At 40.1% G+C, this 18529-nt stretch carries 16 protein-coding genes; 12 read left to right on the forward strand and 4 right to left on the reverse strand.

The window, feature by feature from the left end; genetic code table 11:
- Positions 1 to 452 precede the first annotated feature (452 nt).
- Positions 453 to 2003, reverse strand: a complete 1551-nt coding sequence (locus tag ACXAC4_RS02550; RefSeq protein ID WP_475158778.1) for a serine hydrolase — start codon at positions 2001 to 2003, stop codon at positions 453 to 455.
- 187 nt (positions 2004 to 2190) lie between these two features.
- On the opposite strand from ACXAC4_RS02550, the gene ACXAC4_RS02555 reads away from it, so the two are divergent.
- The 3 genes from ACXAC4_RS02555 (at position 2191) to ACXAC4_RS02565 (ending at position 4969) form a co-directional block, all read left to right on the forward strand.
- Positions 2191 to 3672, forward strand: coding sequence for a LytTR family DNA-binding domain-containing protein (locus ACXAC4_RS02555; protein ID WP_475158779.1), 1482 nt, complete (start codon positions 2191 to 2193; stop codon positions 3670 to 3672).
- 197 nt (positions 3673 to 3869) lie between these two features.
- A complete protein-coding gene (locus ACXAC4_RS02560) occupies positions 3870 to 4376 on the forward strand; it encodes a P-loop nucleotide/nucleoside kinase family protein (protein WP_475158781.1) in 507 nt (168 codons plus the stop codon).
- A 116-nt stretch (positions 4377 to 4492) separates the two neighbouring features.
- On the forward strand, positions 4493 to 4969 hold the full coding sequence (locus ACXAC4_RS02565) for a hypothetical protein (RefSeq protein WP_475158783.1): 477 nt from the start codon (positions 4493 to 4495) through the stop codon (positions 4967 to 4969).
- A 188-nt stretch (positions 4970 to 5157) separates the two neighbouring features.
- Here ACXAC4_RS02565 and upp read toward each other — a convergent pair whose 3' ends face one another.
- Positions 5158 to 5787, reverse strand: coding sequence for a uracil phosphoribosyltransferase (upp, locus tag ACXAC4_RS02570; RefSeq protein ID WP_475158785.1), 630 nt, complete (start codon positions 5785 to 5787; stop codon positions 5158 to 5160).
- Positions 5788 to 6159: 372 nt separating this feature from the next.
- Between upp and ACXAC4_RS02575 the strand changes: the two genes are divergently transcribed.
- From ACXAC4_RS02575 to ACXAC4_RS02600, 6 genes are all read left to right on the forward strand, one after another.
- A complete protein-coding gene (locus ACXAC4_RS02575) occupies positions 6160 to 7224 on the forward strand; it encodes a hypothetical protein (RefSeq protein WP_475158786.1) in 1065 nt (354 codons plus the stop codon).
- A 567-nt stretch (positions 7225 to 7791) separates the two neighbouring features.
- The gene (locus ACXAC4_RS02580; protein ID WP_475158788.1) at positions 7792 to 8244 is read left to right on the forward strand and encodes a hypothetical protein; all 453 of its coding nucleotides are present in this window, start codon (positions 7792 to 7794) and stop codon (positions 8242 to 8244) included.
- A 425-nt stretch (positions 8245 to 8669) separates the two neighbouring features.
- Positions 8670 to 9107: an acyl-CoA thioesterase gene (locus tag ACXAC4_RS02585; RefSeq protein ID WP_475158789.1), complete on the forward strand. Its 438-nt coding sequence runs from the start codon at positions 8670 to 8672 to the stop codon at positions 9105 to 9107.
- Positions 9108 to 9472: 365 nt separating this feature from the next.
- Positions 9473 to 10468 (forward strand): fatty acid desaturase, encoded by a 996-nt coding sequence (locus tag ACXAC4_RS02590; protein WP_475158790.1) that lies wholly within the window; start codon positions 9473 to 9475, stop codon positions 10466 to 10468.
- Positions 10469 to 10802: 334 nt separating this feature from the next.
- Positions 10803 to 11579, forward strand: coding sequence for a helix-turn-helix domain-containing protein (locus ACXAC4_RS02595; protein WP_475158792.1), 777 nt, complete (start codon positions 10803 to 10805; stop codon positions 11577 to 11579).
- Between the two features lie 70 nt (positions 11580 to 11649).
- Positions 11650 to 13185: a serine hydrolase domain-containing protein gene (locus tag ACXAC4_RS02600; RefSeq protein WP_475158793.1), complete on the forward strand. Its 1536-nt coding sequence runs from the start codon at positions 11650 to 11652 to the stop codon at positions 13183 to 13185.
- Between the two features lie 447 nt (positions 13186 to 13632).
- Here the strand turns inward: ACXAC4_RS02600 and ACXAC4_RS02605 are convergent, their stop codons facing one another.
- Entirely contained in the window at positions 13633 to 13947 is a 315-nt protein-coding gene (locus ACXAC4_RS02605) for a hypothetical protein (RefSeq protein ID WP_475158795.1), read from the reverse strand.
- A gap of 723 nt (positions 13948 to 14670) precedes the next feature.
- On the opposite strand from ACXAC4_RS02605, the gene ACXAC4_RS02610 reads away from it, so the two are divergent.
- The 3 genes from ACXAC4_RS02610 to ppiC all read left to right on the forward strand — a co-directional run bounded on the left by ACXAC4_RS02610 (position 14671) and on the right by ppiC (position 17568).
- Entirely contained in the window at positions 14671 to 16143 is a 1473-nt protein-coding gene (locus tag ACXAC4_RS02610; RefSeq protein WP_475158796.1) for a serine hydrolase, read from the forward strand.
- A gap of 509 nt (positions 16144 to 16652) precedes the next feature.
- Positions 16653 to 17198: a hypothetical protein gene (locus ACXAC4_RS02615; protein WP_475158797.1), complete on the forward strand. Its 546-nt coding sequence runs from the start codon at positions 16653 to 16655 to the stop codon at positions 17196 to 17198.
- A 91-nt stretch (positions 17199 to 17289) separates the two neighbouring features.
- Complete coding sequence (gene ppiC / locus ACXAC4_RS02620; RefSeq protein ID WP_138479960.1) at positions 17290 to 17568, forward strand: peptidylprolyl isomerase PpiC; 279 nt, start codon at positions 17290 to 17292, stop codon at positions 17566 to 17568.
- Between the two features lie 52 nt (positions 17569 to 17620).
- On the opposite strand, the gene ACXAC4_RS02625 is transcribed toward ppiC, so the two are convergent.
- Positions 17621 to 18472: an alpha/beta hydrolase family protein gene (locus ACXAC4_RS02625; RefSeq protein ID WP_475158799.1), complete on the reverse strand. Its 852-nt coding sequence runs from the start codon at positions 18470 to 18472 to the stop codon at positions 17621 to 17623.
- Positions 18473 to 18529: the final 57 nt, after the last annotated feature.

Raw genomic sequence — 18529 nt, forward strand, 5'->3', positions numbered from 1 at the left:
GAGCTCGCTTGCAGGCTGTCTCCTCTGCTGTTGACGACAAGATTAACTATCTCTGCTCGGTGAGTCGCTTATGAAGTTATCATGAATTCATTTTGAATTTATTAGCAATAAAATCATGTGGTTAAAATTATTATTGAAATATTCCACAGCGGCTTTTCGTTATTTCGAGGCTTTTTACAGCAGTATATAGGCATAATGTCGCTACATGTGGCTCGGTAATCTTTATTAATCTGCTTCTGTTAGGAATACGTGAAGAGTCGGTGGTTACGGTCGCCCGCCTAGAATCAAAGGGGGCAGAGTCGTTGATTTTCATAAAAGGGTCAGAGTCGCTGACTTTGGACTCTGACTTCATTTGTGTTTGTGGGTAAGTTGCAATGACCCCCACTTTAAATTTACCTAATTAGTTGAATTTCAGGGGGGCTGTACTTAGTAATTAATATCTAACTTTACTTCTACTCGCTTACCCTTTTTAGGTCTAAATCATGAAAGTTATAAGAAAAATCAGTGCTTGCACTTATCGCTTTCATTTTAAATCCACTCACCTTACCGTCGAAGTCGACTTCAAAGTTAACAAACGCGTCTGCATTCAATGTTCGGTCGTACCATTTTGCAACAAATCGGTTGCCTTTTAGGTGTTTAAGCTCACCAGTTAACGCGTTACCACGAGAAAACTTAATGTTAAGCTCTGAGCCTGTAGCTGTGAGATCAACCGTGCCATACCAGTTATCCTTGTAAGTGCCGGCATATTGAGTAAGCTTCATAGGTGGTTTGGTTGTGCCCGGTTGCAAAGGCTTTTCTGTTCTCTTTTGCTGTTTTATATAGGCTTCATATCGTTTTCTACCTTCAATGTATACATCAATGTAATTTGTGGGTTCTGATTCAATGTAGTGCTCTAGAATAGTCGCGGTGAGACCTTGTGCTGCTCGTGACCATTGATTTGTCAGCGCTATAACCGCTACATCTTTTTCAGGTAAAAATGCGATATGCGAGGTCATGCCTTGTACCGCACCGCCATGAGAGACATGCAAGTGGCCATGAAAGTCCATCAAATTCCAGCCTAATCCATATGCTTGAAAATGTGCTTGCGCGTATTTTTTATCAACATAAGAGACTTTTTTTAAAGTAACGGGTTTCCACATTTCTGCATGTTGCTCCTCAGAGAGCAAATCTTGTCCACCTGGTAGTTTACCTTTGCTAAGAAAGAGCTGTGCCCACTTTGCCATACCCGCTATGTCACAGTTAATTTGGTTATCATCTTTGAAAAACGTGGTCTTGAGCTCGCCGTCAACTTCCATATGCGGTATAGCACGCTTACTTGGTATTTTAATTCGAGCTGGGTTTGCTACACAGTGGGTCATTTGCAGCGGGGCAATTAATGCTTTTTCGACATATTGGTCCCAAGGCATCTTGGTTATTTCGCGTATAACCTCTTCGGCGACAATATACATTAAATTGACATAGGAATAGTCAGAACGAAATGAACTGGTTGGTTTTAAATGTTTGAGTGCTGAGATGATTTCATCTGGCGTTGCATGTGCTGCTGCATCAGGCCATTGTAATAAGTCCCCAGCACCTTGTGGCAAACCAGAACGATGAGTTAACAAGTCGCGAATAGTAAACTCTCTTGTTACCCAAGGATCATACATTTGAAAATGTGGGAGGTAGTCAATGACCTTGTCGTCCCAGCTGAGTTTATTTTCATCTACGAGTTTTGCCAATGCCGCAGTGACAAATGATTTTGAAATTGAGGCGACCTGAAATAGGGTATCGGTGTTTACTGGTGTGTTGCTTTCAATAGATTGAACGCCATAACCTTTTGCATGGACCACTTCACCACTTTTCACAACTGCCAATGCTACCCCTGGTACATTAAGCTCGTCTGATGCTTTTTCAACAAGTGCATCTATTTGTTTTGGGGTTAACTGCGCACTTAGACAGAGTGGGGCAAACACTAACTGAGATAAGACGATTCCTGTATAAACAGATTTTTTGATATAGTTCATAAAAAATGAGCCCTTTAAAGCGATATATTAATTGATAAGGACATTACCAATTACTTCTTACTTTTCTAGCACTTATATGCAAGCGGTGGCGTTTCTTCTGCAAAAGGTAGTAAAAATTATAAGGATGAGTGTTCGGCCCTTCATGAATCAGACTGTGATAAATATTAATCACATATGTGGTTGCTTTTTGGCTATTTTTACCATGATATTCTCTACGCAACTCGCCGCGGATGAATTTAATAAGTATTTTATTCAAGAGGTTAGGGTTTGTTATGATGAAAATGAAAAGATTTCTTCAAAGTCCTTCTTCTTACAAAACTGCAAAGCGATGCCTTTGAGCGAGGTAAAGACGGGCAATAAATTAACTTGGATAGGCACCACGTTTGACTTAGGCGACCCCGAGCGCATTGATAAACCCGTAGGGCTGTTTTTTTCTGCTCAAGCAGCGGCTGAGTTTTACTTTAATGGCGAATTAATTGGCCGAAATGGTTACCCGTCTCTCCAAGCTGGAGAAGAGCAGCCTGGTGTGATGGACTTTGTAACCTATATACCTAAAGGGCTACTTAAACAGCATCAAAATGAGCTAGTGATTAAACTGTCATCTCATCATAAAGCTTTTGATATCAGTCGTTCAATCCCGCTTGCGATAGTTACATATTATGACTCACCTCAAGATATCGTATTGCACCACTATCTACCCACATTGGTGCCGTTAGGTGTTTTGATAATCGGTTTGATTTTCTCAAGCGTGTTGGTGTGGCAAGACTTGAGTCCAAGACGAGGCACTTTTTGGCTGCCTATACTCTCTTTGTTAGTGGTACTGCAATTGCTGACTGAGGTATCAAGAGGATTAGTTGCATACGAATACCCTTATCATGAAGTTCGGTTGATGGTTATCTTACTGCTAGGGACGTTAAGCGGGCTAAGCTTGCTGTTGTATATCATAAATGGGTTTGTGCAAAATCATCGCAAGGCTTGCTTCTTGCTCTCAATGTTATTTACGCTGGTATGTATTTATTTGGGAAATACGATAGAAAATAAAACCGTGTTCGCCATACAAGTGCCTGCTGGTGTCAGCTTTTTAATTACCGCTTTTCAAGCATTCAATAGGCAGGAAAATGCGAGAAAACATGCCTGTGCACTTTTTATATTTTTTATCATAATTGCAGTAAATCCTAATCAATTTCTCGATCTTTATTTTTATTATTTTGTTGCAGCGCTTTTGTTATTCTTTTTTGTTCAGCATGCCATTGCATATAAACACGAGCAGTCTCAAAAGCAGCTTGCACAGCAAAGAGCTGCTCAGCTGCAACAAGCACTAGATGAATATAGTGAGCAGCAGACGCCATCCAAAATAAAGCTAAACCTTGCAGACAAAAGCGAGTGGATATCATGTGAGAATATCTGTTTTGTGAAAGGCGCGAGAGATTATGTGGAGATCAGCCTATTGGATAGACGTAATGTGTTGCACAACGAGACCCTGACTCTCATGGAAGAAAAATTGCCTGCAACGTTTTTGCGTATACACCGCTCATATATTGTAAACAAGCAGTTGATTCAGTCTCTTGAAAAGCTGCCATCAGGCGGTGGAAATCTGATACTGAGCTCGGGTGACACCGTGCCCGTCAGTAGGCGAATAATGCCAAAGATTAGAAAGCAACTTGGTTAATTAACCTATCTACAGAATCAATACTGACCTCATTGTTCATTTGGATGCTAAACAAATAGCAGTTAGGTGTTAAGTGAGTTCAGAACGGTATACATTAAAGTTGGCGTTAAAAACTCATAGGCAAAGTGCAACTCAGATACGCATGACAAAGCAGCAAAGACGCTTTGTGCATGTTCAATTAGTGACGAGGGAAAGGAATGAACAGTAAGGCTCAGTTATTTTTATTTTGTGGGAAGATGGGAGCGGGGAAATCAACTTATTCGCAAGTTATTGCTAAGCAGAAGCAGGCGGTTTTATTGAGTGAAGACGCCTGGTTGGCAGCACATTACCCTCATCAAATCACGACGTTTAATGACTATATACATTACTCGAATCTAATTAAACCATTTGTAAAACAACATGTTCAGCAATTACTTAGCCTTGGTCTTAGTGTTGTGATGGATTTCCCTGCAAATACAGTAAAACAACGGGCTTGGTTAGTGTCATTGGCAAATGAAGTTCAGTGCGAACATACGCTTTTTTATTTACAAGTTAGTGACGAAGTATGTTTATCTCGGATTGCTAAACGCAGATTGGCACAGCCCAAGCGAGCGCATTTCGATACGCCTGAGGTATTTCATCAAGTGACTCAATTTTTTGAGCCTCCAAAAACGAGTGAGCAGCTTGCGGTAGAAGATGTAGCTGAGTCTTCTACCGCAAGTTAGAATGTAATTCAAAGATCTTAAAAGTTATTTAATGTAAACAGTGGTTTATCTGTGTACCTCTGCTAGGTATGATGGTTTTTAGTAAATTATATGAATTTCTTAAATAGGATGTTGAGATGAATCTAAAAGCTATCGGCTTAGTATTATTGAGTGCATTACATGTTAGTGGTTGCGGTAGTGATGCCCACGCAGGAAATGAAATTGAAATTCCACCTGTTGAAGGCGGAAAAAATACTTGTACAGGGTTTGGCTCACCTCATATGAATGTATTTATTAGAGAGTCATTGAACAGTGATGTACTGATTGAAAACGCATCTGTACGTGTAGTGATGGAAAGTGAAAATGAAGAGAGCACCGTGGAACCATTGTTTATTTCGTCAGATGATCGTAATGAGGATACAAAAACGGGTGCGTACCATGCAATTTTAGAACATAACAACTTAGCATTTGATGTGAGTATTGTGGCGTTTGCAGAGGGGTACCACCCATTTGTGACTAAACAAATTAATTTTGAAGTGAATACAGGGTGTGGTGCCTCAAATGATCTAACCTATGAGGTTTATCTTTGCCCCATAGGGACAACTTGTTTGTGAAACAGAAATAGGTCATGCGCTGTGCATTAATAGCACTCAGAGAGCCGAAAGCAGTCATGAAGACATATAGATTCTGAAATAAGTTCAAAATGACTAAATTTGATAATCCTTCATATAAAACAGTAGCGGCATAAAGCCGCTACTACAGATTAAAGCTGTTTATTTCGCTGCCTCTTTTTAACAGACCTTTACTTCTTAGTCCCAAATATCTTATCACCTGCATCACCAAGACCTGGCAAGATATAGCCTTGCTCATTGAGCTTTTCATCAACACTGGCTGTATACAGTGTGACATCTGGGTGAGCCTCTTCAAGTGCTTGAATACCCTCTGGAGCGGCCACTAAAACCATGGCTTTTATGTCTTTTACGCCATGCTTTTTTAATAAATCAATGGTCGCGATCATTGAGCCTCCCGTTGCTAGCATTGGGTCAACGACTAGAGCAACACGTTTATCTAAATCAGAAGTAAGTTTTTCAAAGTAAGGCACAGGCTCTAGGGTTTCTTCATCTCGATAAAGGCCAACTACTGATACTCTGGCACACGGAATTATTGAGAGCACACCTTCATTTAACCCCAGTCCCGCTCTTAAGATCGGAACTAAGGTTAGCTTTTTACCAGCTAGTTGTTGCGTAGTGATATCACCTTGCCAAGAGGCGGTAGTGGTATTTTCTAGCGGTAGGTCTCGTGTTGCTTCAAAGGTTAATAAACTGCCAATTTCAGATACCAATTCACGAAATGCTTTAACGCTAATATCGTGTGTTCGCAACAGTCCCATCTTGTGAGAAATCAGTGGGTGCTTAACTTCAACTACGCTCATGTTGTGCCCTAAACAAGTTTTAATAATTTGGTTAAGTTTAACAAGAGCGAGAAGAATAGATAAAATTTTTATTTGGTAGAAAGTTAATAGATACCTTAAAAGCGAATCAATGAATGTTTTTTGCTTGCTTTGAAATATTGAAAATATGGGAGCAGGTTGAGGGTTGCAATACTTACCCCTGTGATTTCGGTTCTATAAATTTAAAATGGCTGTTTTAATAAGTCTTGTTTCAGCTCTTTTTCTTTCAACCTGTAAATCCCAATTGTGCCCTTTTTCTTGAAGGTTACCACCGAGTTACCAACTTAACTGAACGCTAAAATTTAGGCCTCTATCAAACACGATCCAACCGCAAAAATAGAAACGAGGCCAGCAATGAGTTATAACAAAGCACAATTTATTTCTTATCAACTAAATACTTTTACCTCCTATATCAATGGCAGTAATTGGAGTTATTTGGGGAATTCAGACAGTGACAGCGACATCAACTACCGCGTAGGTGTGATGATTAAATGTATCGAAGAAGCGAAAAAATCAAGCAAAATAGATGCTGATAGCACTACTTTGAAGATTTTCATGGCACCGGAGTTCTACTTTCGTGGTAATGCCGGTGCCTACCCGATCGAAAAGATCTCCACTATTTTAGAAAAGCTCCGAGCACACACCAAGTCAAGCGATTACAGAGATTGGCTGTTTGTGTTCGGCACAGCGATTGGCTGGATGGAAGTACCGGGAAAACCTAATACCAAAGAGATTGTCAATGCCGCATTGGTGCAAAAAGGGGGGGTTGCCAACGCTCATAACGACACTTGTAAAATCGTTATGAAGGAATACATCTCTCATATTGACTTTGCCCGAACATTCAATGGCGATTGGAGTAATCCTTCCCATAGAGTTGGTGTGGTTGACGGCAATCCACTCACCAAATTAGCACCGACAAGCGGTTCTAGAGATCTTAATGTTCAACCTAGCAGTGCAATTAATAAAACCAATGAGCGCTCAGCTTCCGGCTACGGTGGGGGTTGTTTATTTTCTATTGACGGCGTTGAATTTGCGCTGGAGATTTGTTTGGACCATTATAAAGAACGCGTTAAGACCTATGCAGACACTACGCAAGGTTTACAGGTGCCACAAATACACCTGATCACCTCAGCAGGTGCGGAAATTGTTGAAGATAGCGTGTTCACCGTGCCAAATGGGTTAATGTTTAATGTTGATGGCCGTGGTAGCTCCGACATCAACATCAATATTGGCAATGACCACAAACCAGCTAAGTGTTTAAATGACGAAGTAATAAAAAACACTTTCTACATCGCGGATGCGATTCACCTTTACGGTGTCAACGACGTCTATCCATTGGATTGGAATAATTACTATAAGGACAAAGGTGCGATTGTTGTTTATAAATCGCTGCCTTTTCCAAATTCTATGATTAGGTAGTACGCAGTAAGAAATAACTTATGATCAGATTAAATAATTAACCCGAGCTTTGGTTAAGAGATTTACTAAAGTATTGATATTGAATCAATAAGTGTTTTTTTAATTCTTCAGCCGGAAACTTTTAGAGATAACACCGCTCACGCGTCCTGCTATCGCTAAGGTACCTACATCCATATAGGCAAGGCGAATTTACGCGTCAATAGCTGGCCTATTGCAAGTAAATTCAACGCAGTTAGCGTTGAAAGTAGCCGCTGGAGATAGATTTATTATCCAGAGTTCAGGTTACTTAACATTATGATGTATTAGGATCGTTTTCCTAAGGGGGGAGGTTAACCAAACCAAGCTATGTTGTTGAGCTTGGTTTTTGGCAGTATTTACTTAAAGGGGTACAGTGGAATGAAAATATAACATTAAATTTCAATTGTTTGTGCTGTTACTTTTATGTTTATTAATGGGGGCTTTTATATTGGTGCCTTTTTTTAAAAAACTTTTCTGATTTTTACAATAAGTGTGGCTCGATTTTTGAAACATATATGGATGTGATAAGCAAATTACAAGGAACACACTATGTTGATGTACAAAGCCGCAGGCACTAGCCCATTATTGACCCAAAATCATATTGAAGGTGGGCAAAAGTTGTCGCATAGCGGCAATGATGAAAGGCAATTTAGCCAAGCAATTGCCGCTGAGATGCCGATGCAACAGGCTTCTTCAGTTAGCCAGCAATATCAACAAAAAGAGCTACAAACGACCATACGTAACGAAGGTTTTTTAGGGCAAATGCAAGAAGCCATTTTAATGCAAAGACTTGGCGTTGATATGGAGAAAATAAAACAGTTGAGAGAGAAGCTCGATGAACAAAAAGAACAGTTTGATGCAGGTGAAATTTCTGAGAAAGATTTTAATGAAAAAACCTCAGAAATAGAGAAGATGATTGCTGAAGAGTACCAAAAAGGACAGGAGCGAGCGCGGGCATATGAGCAAGAGAAAGAGAGTTTAAAAGAAAATAATATTACATAGCCATAGAGCTTTGAGCTTAGTAATCAATGTTATGTAAACCGAGAGGCATCCATATTTAAAATTACAGCTAATAAGCTCGTTGTTTAGCATTCATCTTGCATAAAGAGAATATTAAAACATAGAAGGCGTAGTATTACGTCCATGTAGCCTGGGTCCGGTTCGGCCATCCAAGGGCCTCACGCTCAACGCTAGTCTTGCTGCGCGCACTGTAAATGAAAAGTTTAAGAGCAGTGCTGTATTACATCCATGTAGCTAGGTGCAGTTTCAGCAGCATTTAAAATGGCTCATTTCACCTTGCGCAAAGGGAATGTACTCGCTTCGCTCGCAGTCATAAACCCTTTGCACCTTCAACGTGTATTTTGCACTTTGTGCTGGTACGATGAGTTTTCACTCTAAATATAAATAACCATAACAAAGGCAACATCATGCAGGAATTTTTTGAGAAGTTCGCAATCAACACTAAGGTCAATGTGGTGTGGGGTGAAATGGATGCGTTGGGACATGTAAACAACGTGTCGTATTTCCGATACTTTGAAACCGCGCGGATCGACTTTTTAAAACAAACAGGGCTTTTATCTATTTTATCTGAGCCGACGCATAGTCCTGTGTTACGCGACACTTATGCGCAATATAAGCGCCCAGTGACTTTTCCTGATACTTTGTATATTGGCTCTTATATTACCGATATAAAAGAAGATCGTTTTACTATGCGTTATGAAGCGTTTAGCGAATCGCAACAAGCAATCTGTACAACAGGTTATGCGAATGTGGTGATGTTTAATATGAAAACAGGTCAAAAATCGCCAATTCCAGAGAATATGATGGCTATATTAAAGCAGTATGAGATGGATGTTACTCAATAGGCTTAGCTGATGGAGGAGGGGGTTACTCATTGAGCTATGCTAATTAGATATCCTTATTCTCACCTCTTCAGGCTAAGTTGCTTCGTTTCGGGTTCAGTGAATGAAAATAACTCTAGTAAGATTGCTCAAAGAGCATATTAAAACATAGGAAGGCGAAGTATTACGTCCATGTAGATCTATGCTGTGTCAACTGCTTTTAAAATTGCTTATTTCACATTGCGCAAAGAGAATGTACTCGCTGCGCTCGCAGTCATAAACCCTTTGCATCTACAACGTGTATTTTGCACTTATTTCCACCGCATTTAGTCGAGGGAATGTTGCCTTTACGCTATGATCTCGGCACCAAAAAGTTAGCTATTTTTTTAATGTCAAAATTAACCGCGAAGCAGAACATAAAAAGCATTGTGACTGCGATTAAAGCCGAAGAGCAATCTCTCCGAGCCCGTTTTCCTATTCTTAACCAGCAAAATAGCATTGCGATGGCAATGATGTTGCTGTCACTTTTTTCACTCATTGGCGTTGGTACGCTGTATTATTTTTCACTTATACCTGCGTGGTTATGTATTATTTTAGCGGCTTTAATCACGTCTATCTCCCATGAGTTAGAGCATGATCTAATTCACAAACAGTATTTTAGTAATCGACCATTTATACATAATTTTATGATGCTGACTGTGTGGTTGATGCGCCCTAATACGGTGAACCCTTGGTATCGTAGACAAATTCACCTACACCATCACAAAGTGTCAGGCACTGAGCAAGATTTAGAAGAACGCTTAGTCGGTAATGGCATTAAGTCGCCATTTTTAAGAGCGGTGGTGATTATGGATGGATTGCTCGGTTTACTGATTAACTCCAAGCGTTTTAGCAAAGAGATTAAAGGCTTTAAATTTCTACAGGTGTTTAATGCCGGTTTTCCTATCACCTCGGCTTATTTTGCGATCTTATATGGCGTGATTGCTTATCATGTAGTGCAATTTATTCAGCCATTTGAACTACCAGTTTGGGGCGCGGATATACTTTCAGTCGCTGAGTTTTTAATGGTGGTACTGATTGTACCGAACATGATCCGCTCAACGTCGCTGAACTTTGTGACTTCTTCAATGCATTACTACGGTGGTGTGACCAACTTGTTAGAGCAAACGCATGTGATCAACAGCCGCTGGTTTTTGCCTTTCCAGCTGTTCTGTTTTGATTTTGGTCGTACGCATACCATTCATCATTTTGTGCCCAATCAACCTTTTTATATTCGTCAGTTAATCAGCAAGAAGATACAGCCGGTTATGGCTGAGCATGGTGTGCGCTTTAATGACTTGCAAAGTTTAAAGCATGCTAACCGATATTTAGTTAAGGCTGAGTAGGGTAGCTTTATGATTGCGTAAGTTGTTCGATTTGCGCTGGTTGGTTAAGCGCGAAATAAAGTCGGTGCCTACAGTGGAGTAAAGGTTGGGTTTGTAGACGCGGGTTTATCCCGCGCTAAAGTGAATTAGCCTAACAAGTATTGGCTTTATCAATTTTTAAAATAGCTTATTTCAACTTGCGCAAAGAGAATGTACTCGCTGCGCTCGCAGTCATAACCCCTTTGCACCTTCAACGTGTATTTTGCACGATAGAATAAACTGTTACATAGTTGAGATTGCGGCTAAGAGGGCTTTTAATTAGTCTAACAGCATCAGAACTACACCTATAATCCAAATGAATGAAGTAAAGCAAAAGCGTGTCGATATTTCGTCTGGTCAGTATGCGAGCTTAACTTACTACCCCGCAAATACTGAAATGGCGATGCATGAGCATCAAGGTCATCAGGTATCAATTGTTCTATCCGGCGCTTTGGCTGAGTCTGATAACAGGCAGCAGCAACACGTATTCACACCAAGTTTATGTACTAAACCCGCAGAGTTTGGTCATGCTAACCAATATGGAAAGCAAGGAGCGTTGATATTCTCATTGAACTTTAGCAAGCAAACTTTTGTTGAATATGCTGATGGTATAGATATTGATTGGCATTGGCAGCCATTAACTGCCAAGCCGTTGCTGCAAATGGTTAAGCAGTCAGTACAGGGAATGATGATAAATAATGAGTCATTTCAGCAGCAGTTATTGTGGGATTTGCTGGCAATTAGACAAGGGGCTGCTTTAGCTTCTGAACGCCATAAAGTGTCTTGGCTCGTAAAAGCCAAACAATATATTGAACATGCGCCAGACAATCTTAATCTAACTCAGTTAGCAGCAGAGCTTGGCATTCATCCTGTGTACTTTTCGCGGAGCTTTCACAAACACTTTGGTTGCACACCTAGCCTATATCAGCAGCGCTGTAAGGTATCTCGTGCAATACGCCTTTTATCAAAAAACAAAATGCTCGTTGATATTGCGCATGACAGCGGCTTTACTGATCAAAGTCACTTAACACGATTATTTAAGCAAGAGGTTGGTTTTACACCACGACAACTCAAACAATTAATTGCAGGTTAAATCTATACAATAAAATAGCGAGCACAATGGCTATGCTGTTGCTGATATTTTTTGAACTAAGGAGTGAGTCATGTATACAAAAAGCAAGGCTATTTTACTATCTACGTTATTAGGTGTGAGCCAGTTGAGCTATGCTATCACGCCACAGCAAGCCGCTGATAAATTAGAGCAGTTTATTGGTAAAGTGCCAAACCTCGGGCCTGGTTATGCAATCGTAGCTGTCAGCAAAGATGAAGTGCTGCTAAATCATGTTCAAGGCATTAGAAATATCGACACTAAACTGCCATTGACGGTCGATACACCGATATATATCGCATCTCAAACTAAAGCATATCTGGGTCTTCTGGCGGCTAAGTTAGATAAGCAAGGCATATTGAAGCTTGACGACACCATTGCCAAGCACTGGCCAAATATCACCCTGCCAGAAGGGGTTGATCCTAACCAGTGGACGTTACGAGATTTATTGACTCACCAGTTTCCTATTGACGCCGATCAGATTGTTATTTTAGAAGCTTATGTGACAGAGGTTGATTATAAAGATTATCCTGCCTTAATCGCAAAACATGCAAGCAAGCGCGAAGAGGGCTACGACTACACTAATCTTGGTTACAATATCTATGGTGCAATTTTGCATCAAGCCACGGGCAAAGCTTGGCAAGATTGGCTACAAGATGAAATCTTTACGCCGATGGATATGGCAAATAGCTCTGCGCGCACTTCAGACTTTTCAATGAAGCACCTATCTTGGAATCATATCTGGCAAGGTGAAGAAAAAGGCTGGCATTTAGTGCCGCCTAAAACAGACGGTAAAATGCAGTCAGCGGGGGGCTTGGTGGTTTCGGCTAATGATATGGGTAAATGGCTACAGTTACAGTTAAGCCCGGAGCTGGCCAATAAGTCAGGCTTTAACCCTGAGACTATGAAGCTGGCTCATACACCAGTGGCGAAATTAGATCCCAAAGCCAGAAACCCTTATGAGTTGCCATGTCATGGTTATGCGCTAGGGTGGAGTGTTTGTGATATTTATGGACACACCCTGTATGCCCACGGTGGAGGTTATACAGGCGCTCGTACTATGATGGCATTTTCTCCAGACTTAGGTGTGGGAATTGGGGTGTTCTCTAATTCAGATAATATGACGGGTTGGTTAACCAGCAGAACCATGGTGCAGTTTTTCCAGTATTTAACAGAGCATGAAAAAGCTGAGCATATGGCCAATGTTCGTCAGCAGGGTTACCAAGAGCGAATTGATTGGTTATTAAATAGAAGAGTGAAAAAAAATAGTGACACGCTAGCAAAGTTTACTCAGCAATCAGGTACAGAAAATTATCAAGCAACAAAAGCTGACTTGGTTAGGCTGGTGGGTAATTATCAAGGTGATGATAAGTATAGTAAACTGGCCATTTCAATGTCTTCAAATGGAGACTTGAAAGGTAAGCAATTCGACTATGAGTTTGATATAACAGCAATCTCTTCAACTTTAATGTTGGAGCAAAGCACGCCGTTTAGTTCATTGAGCCCGATTAATGTGAAGTTTGATGACAGCTCAAAGCAGGTAAAGAGTCTGATTTGGCAAGATGTTGAGTACCAAAAAATCAGTGAGTAGATACTGTGCACATAGTGGAGTTTGGTGAGCGCTAAGTCAAAAAGCGCGATATAAAGCCAGCGCCTTCAAAGAGATCAGATTTTGTAGGCGCGGGTTTACCCCGCGCAAAAGTAAATCAGCTTCACGGGGGTTGGCTGTATCAGTTTTTACAGTTGCTTATTTCAGCTTGCGCAAAACGAATGTTGAAAAATAGATTGATGTTGTATTACATCCATGTAGCCTGAGTCCGGTTCGGCCATCCAAGACCTCACGCTCAACGCTAGTCTTGCTGCGCGCACTTTAAATGAAAAATTTAAGAGCAGTGCTGTATTACATCCATGTAGCTACGCCCATCGGGTATCCATACCCTCACTTCCTCGTGCTGCGAAACTTCGTTTCGGTCACTCGTCACCCTTGCGCAAAGAGAATGTGTTCGCTTCGCTCTCTGTCATTAACCCTTTGCACGATTTAATGCACAGTGATCGGTAGATCGTTTACTACTAAAGACTGGCCGTTTTGTTTGGCGCGGATAAAGCTTGAGATTAAAACATCATTCGACAAAGTGTTAATGTCTTCAACTTCTTCAACCAAACAGAAAGAAATAGAATCCCATCCTAAATTTTTAATGAAAGTTTCATGCTTATTGATGTTGTCTTGATAGTTTTCATCTGTAGTTAGTAAGCCTATAGAGTGTTTATTGCCTAGCTTGTATTTGCCATTGTTAGCGGTTGCACATTTAGCATATCCGCTTAAAACATAAATTGTGTTTTCGTTTTTATTCATTGTGGTGTCATGCATAAGTGAGTTTAATTTCTATATGCATTTTTCAAACCAGAGTATTTGATGAGAATTGATTTAAGATATTTATTTTAAAAACAGTGGTTAACATGCTTTTGTCTACTTGAATCTTAGTATAGTTCTACGAGCGTCAAGTTTTTGAAAGTGATCACTTCTTTTTTGCTTTCCAAGTCCCGCCATATTGATATGTTTCGCAATACTGCTTCTTGATGACGAGTAAGCAAGGGCCACAGACAAATTGCCATTCAATGTTGCCGTTATAGCGGCATCGGTACATAACAGGCTTGTTTTGTTGGCACTGTGCGCAGAGTTTGTGGCGTATTCTCATTAATCTCATCCTCATGATTAATCTTTTGATACGAAATGTGAGTTCGTTCGATCAAAACTAAAATCGCAGCACTATGATCCCCCTCATTATGGGAATACCTCTGTTTAGTTTATTTAGAGGTAATTCATTTTATCTTTGGTTTGACAGTGTCGATTTTGGTACATAAGCAACAAATTATATTGCTGTAAATACACTCTTAAGTGGCCTCAAAGTGTGTCCCGAAAGTGACACACCGCACATGTTTTATGTTCCGATATAGCGACATTAAAAAAGGTATAAAGAATAAGGCTATATGTAAGTTTTTGATAAGTAACATTTAAAATGTTGGTCTGATACTTGTTATTTGATCACTACGAATTCAATAATAATCGAGAACTAATATGAACAAGTTTATCCTTTCTAGCTTAGTAAGCAGTGTTATGTTTTTTAGCAGTCAATCAGCAATGGCTGAGCAGGACTCAAGAGTTGAAACATTAAAATCCTATTTTAAACAGTGTCATAAGGCGCAACTTTGTAATGGAAGTTTCTTGGTGGCTGAAGACGGAAAAGTGTTATATCACCAAGCTATGGGTGTTAATCATAAAGTTGATACGCCGCTTTCAACTTCACATCAATTCGATATTGGCTCAATTTCGAAGCAGTTTACAGCGGTCGCAATTATGATGCTACAAGAGCAGGGCAAACTTAATTTTGAAGATAAAGTCATTCAGCATATCCCTGATTTTCCTTATGAGCAGATCACCATCAAACATCTGCTTAATCATACATCTGGTATTGCTGATATGATGCCATATTTAACAAGTTTGTACCGTCAGGGGAAAGTCACAGCGAGTCTTGACCAAAACACCGTGCTAGATGCATTAATTGAGCAAGCCCCAGAGATGATGTTTCAGCCAGGCGCTCAGTGGCGTTACAGTAATACCGGATATGTCGTTCTGGCAACTTTGGTTTCTAAGATCTCAAAGCAAAGTTATGGCGAGTTTTTACAAAGCAACATTTTTACACCTCTTAAAATGACACAGTCGGTAAGCCGTACAAGCAAAACTGAGCATAGATTAACTGAGCGTGCATACGGTTTTCGTCAGCAAATTAATGGCACTCAACGTACATTTGACCAAATTCCATTTTTTGATATCGAAGGAATGGGAGGGATCTATTCAACAACCAGTGACCTCTATGCTTGGGACCAAGCGTTACATGGTCATAAACTTTTAAGCCCAAAGACTTGGCAAGCGGCTACGCAATTGACTAAAACAACTGATGGCAAAACCAAAGAATATGGCTTTGGGTTTATGTTAAAACCAGATGCTTTTAATCAGCAAAAGGTGGGGCACAGTGGTCATTGGCGTGCATTTAAATCGATTTATACACGTCAAATTGAAGATAATCGCACAATTATTTTACTGACGAATAATGGGCAAGATGACAGTGTGGATGCCAATGAAAAAGCTGTTGATGCGATTTTGGCAGGTCAGACATATGAATTTATTAAGCAGCCTATTTCACAAGTGCTTTATGGCGTGTTTAAGCAAGATATCAACAAGGCACTGAGTAGGTATCATCAACTAAAGGCAGAGCAAGCCGCAGGATATGATTTCTCTGAAGGTCAATTAAATGACCTAGGTTATGTATTGTTACAAGAAGAGCATGTTCAAGCTGCAATTGCTGCTTTTGAATTAAATGTTGAAGCCTTTCCTAAATCGCCAAATGCATTAGATAGTCTGGCTGAAGCGTTAATTTCAAATGGTCAAAAGAGGGCTGCGACTAAACTTTTAAAGCAAGCATTAGAAATAGACCCAAACTTCGCTTCAGCTAAGCAGCAGTTGGCAAAATTAAATGGCGCGAAGTTATAGCGGGGCAATTCATTTTATTTATAAAGGGTTCAGGTTAATTACTTATTTGTCATTAAAAGGCCGTAACATACTTACGGCCTTTTGGTTTGTAGGCGAGGGTTTCACAGCGCAAAGTAAGTTTGAAATAAAGATTGGTGTTTTGTGACATATATGAAGTTATATGCTCTGTCAGTAGTTTTTAAAATAGCTTGCTTTAGTATTGTTAAAATCAATGTTGAAAATGGGTTGGTGTGGTATTACGTCCATGTAGCCTGAGAATGTCTTTGCACTTTTTAAAATTGCTTACTTCACCTTGCGCAAAAGTAACCTTGCTTCGCAACGTGTATTTTGCACACGTTATCACTTGTACCTAAGTTGGTGTGGCTGTTATATTTGCGCGCGTGAATCATTGCTATTTATCAATTAATAATGATGGGTGGTTTTGGTCTTCTGCATAAGCGTAGCATCGATTCTCTGGACGTCAGCTATGCCTTTGAGCCTCAACAATATTTAAAAGGAAGAAAGGACGCATGAAAAAATTACTTTCAGCAATAGGCCTATGTTTACTCTCTACAGCTGCTCAGGCTGAATATGATAGATATTGGCTGGAATACAGTGAAGGGCTTCAGTATGGCAGCTCGTTTAAAATTAAAGTAAGAGACAACGACAAAGGTTGGGCGTTTGTTCATTCAAATTACACGGAAAAAGAATTCTTCGGGACCACAAATTTGAATCGAGTGACAAAGACACGCCATGATGCTGAATTTAAAGTGTATGGCGTCACTCGATTTGTTTCTATACCTTATAGCTGGGGTTATGTTGATGCGGGTGCTGGGTTAGGTTACGGCGATGGTACATGGTCTAAAAACTGTGAGCACTATCAGGATGGCTTGTTAGGCTCTAGTGATATCTGTGACTTAAAAGAGGGGTCAAGTATAGGTATTCCACTTCATGCCTCTGCCACATTTGGTAAGTTTATCGGTATTGGTGTGAATGTAGATGTATTTTTGTCGTTAGAGCGAGACACAACAGCACAAGTTGGGTTAGTCATACCTTTTGGGTTGTTTACTGAGTAATGTAGCGCAATCATAAGTTAGTGTGGTCATGATTTTTCGTTATAATACACAATATTATTAGAGTTAATTTTAAGTTGTAAATCGAGAGTATATGGCCAGTACAGCACATGCATTGCATATTTTGGTAAAGCATAAAGAGCAAGCAGAAGACATTCTTAAGCAATTAAAAAAAGGCGCTAAGTTTCAGACTTTAGCAAAGAAGTATTCTAACTGTCCGACTGGTAAAAAGGGCGGTGATTTAGGAGAGTTCAGACGCGGAACCATGGTTCCGCAATTTGATAAAGTCTGCTTTTCTTGTGAAGTTTTAACGCCGCAGTTGGTTAAAACTAAGTTTGGTTGGCATGTGCTAAAAGTGCTTTATCGCACCTAATCTATGAGCGGAGTTTCACTCTGCTCACTTAGCTTGCTCATATTTAAATGTTTTAAGTCAGTTTACTGAGTATGAGCTGCTGCCATATGTGTTCATTGTTCGCTTTAAAAAATCCGAAATGGCCAATTGATTTTCTCTGAAACTGGTAGGGTTCAAAAATCTCTATTTTTGAATGGGCGCTGGTGAAACGCTTTACTAAATCGTCTATAGTTTTTTTAGGTGAAAACCCGTTATCATCACTAAAACCAATTGCATCTAACTGGCCTTTGTAACTCGCGTAGAAGTGCTCCCCAAGGCTATTATCTCCAAATAAATAATTTTTATCTAAGCTCCATTTTCTCCAATCTCGAGCGACACCTTTTGGGAGCGCATGACCAATGCCAAATTTATTTGGCACATAGCCAATGGTTTTGTATAAAAGCGGAAAAACAAGATGCCATGCAAGTAACAATTTGGGCTGGTGGACTTTTGGGTATAAATGCCAGGCGCACGTGCCTGAGCAAATTAAAATCACTTTTTGAAGGTATTTGATGCGAGGGCATAAACCAATTAAGTGACCTCCAGCGCTATGGCCGATTAGCGTAATGTTTTGCCAATCAGCCCATTGCTTTGCCGCGATTAAATCTAGAAGCGCTGTTAAGTCTAATTGCCCCCATTCCCTTAATTTTGATTGATCGTTTTTAATATTACTTTGGCTCGATAACCCGATACCTCTTGGGTCCCAAGTTATGACAGTAAATCCATGTTCGCTCAGGTACATAGCCAAAGGCTCATAAAAAGACTGTTTAACGCCTAACGCTGAGTTGATCACAATGAGTTTATGAGTGTTTATTTTGTCAGGTGTGTATTTAGAAGCGGCAAGCTTCTTATCGTCTGTACAAGAAATTGTGAAATTTATTTTCATATTCGCTCCTTTTATTTCTATCATAAACCGTGGAGTACACTCTATGGTCAAGAGGGT

Source organism: Pseudoalteromonas sp. AWM4_233 (assembly GCF_056158285.1).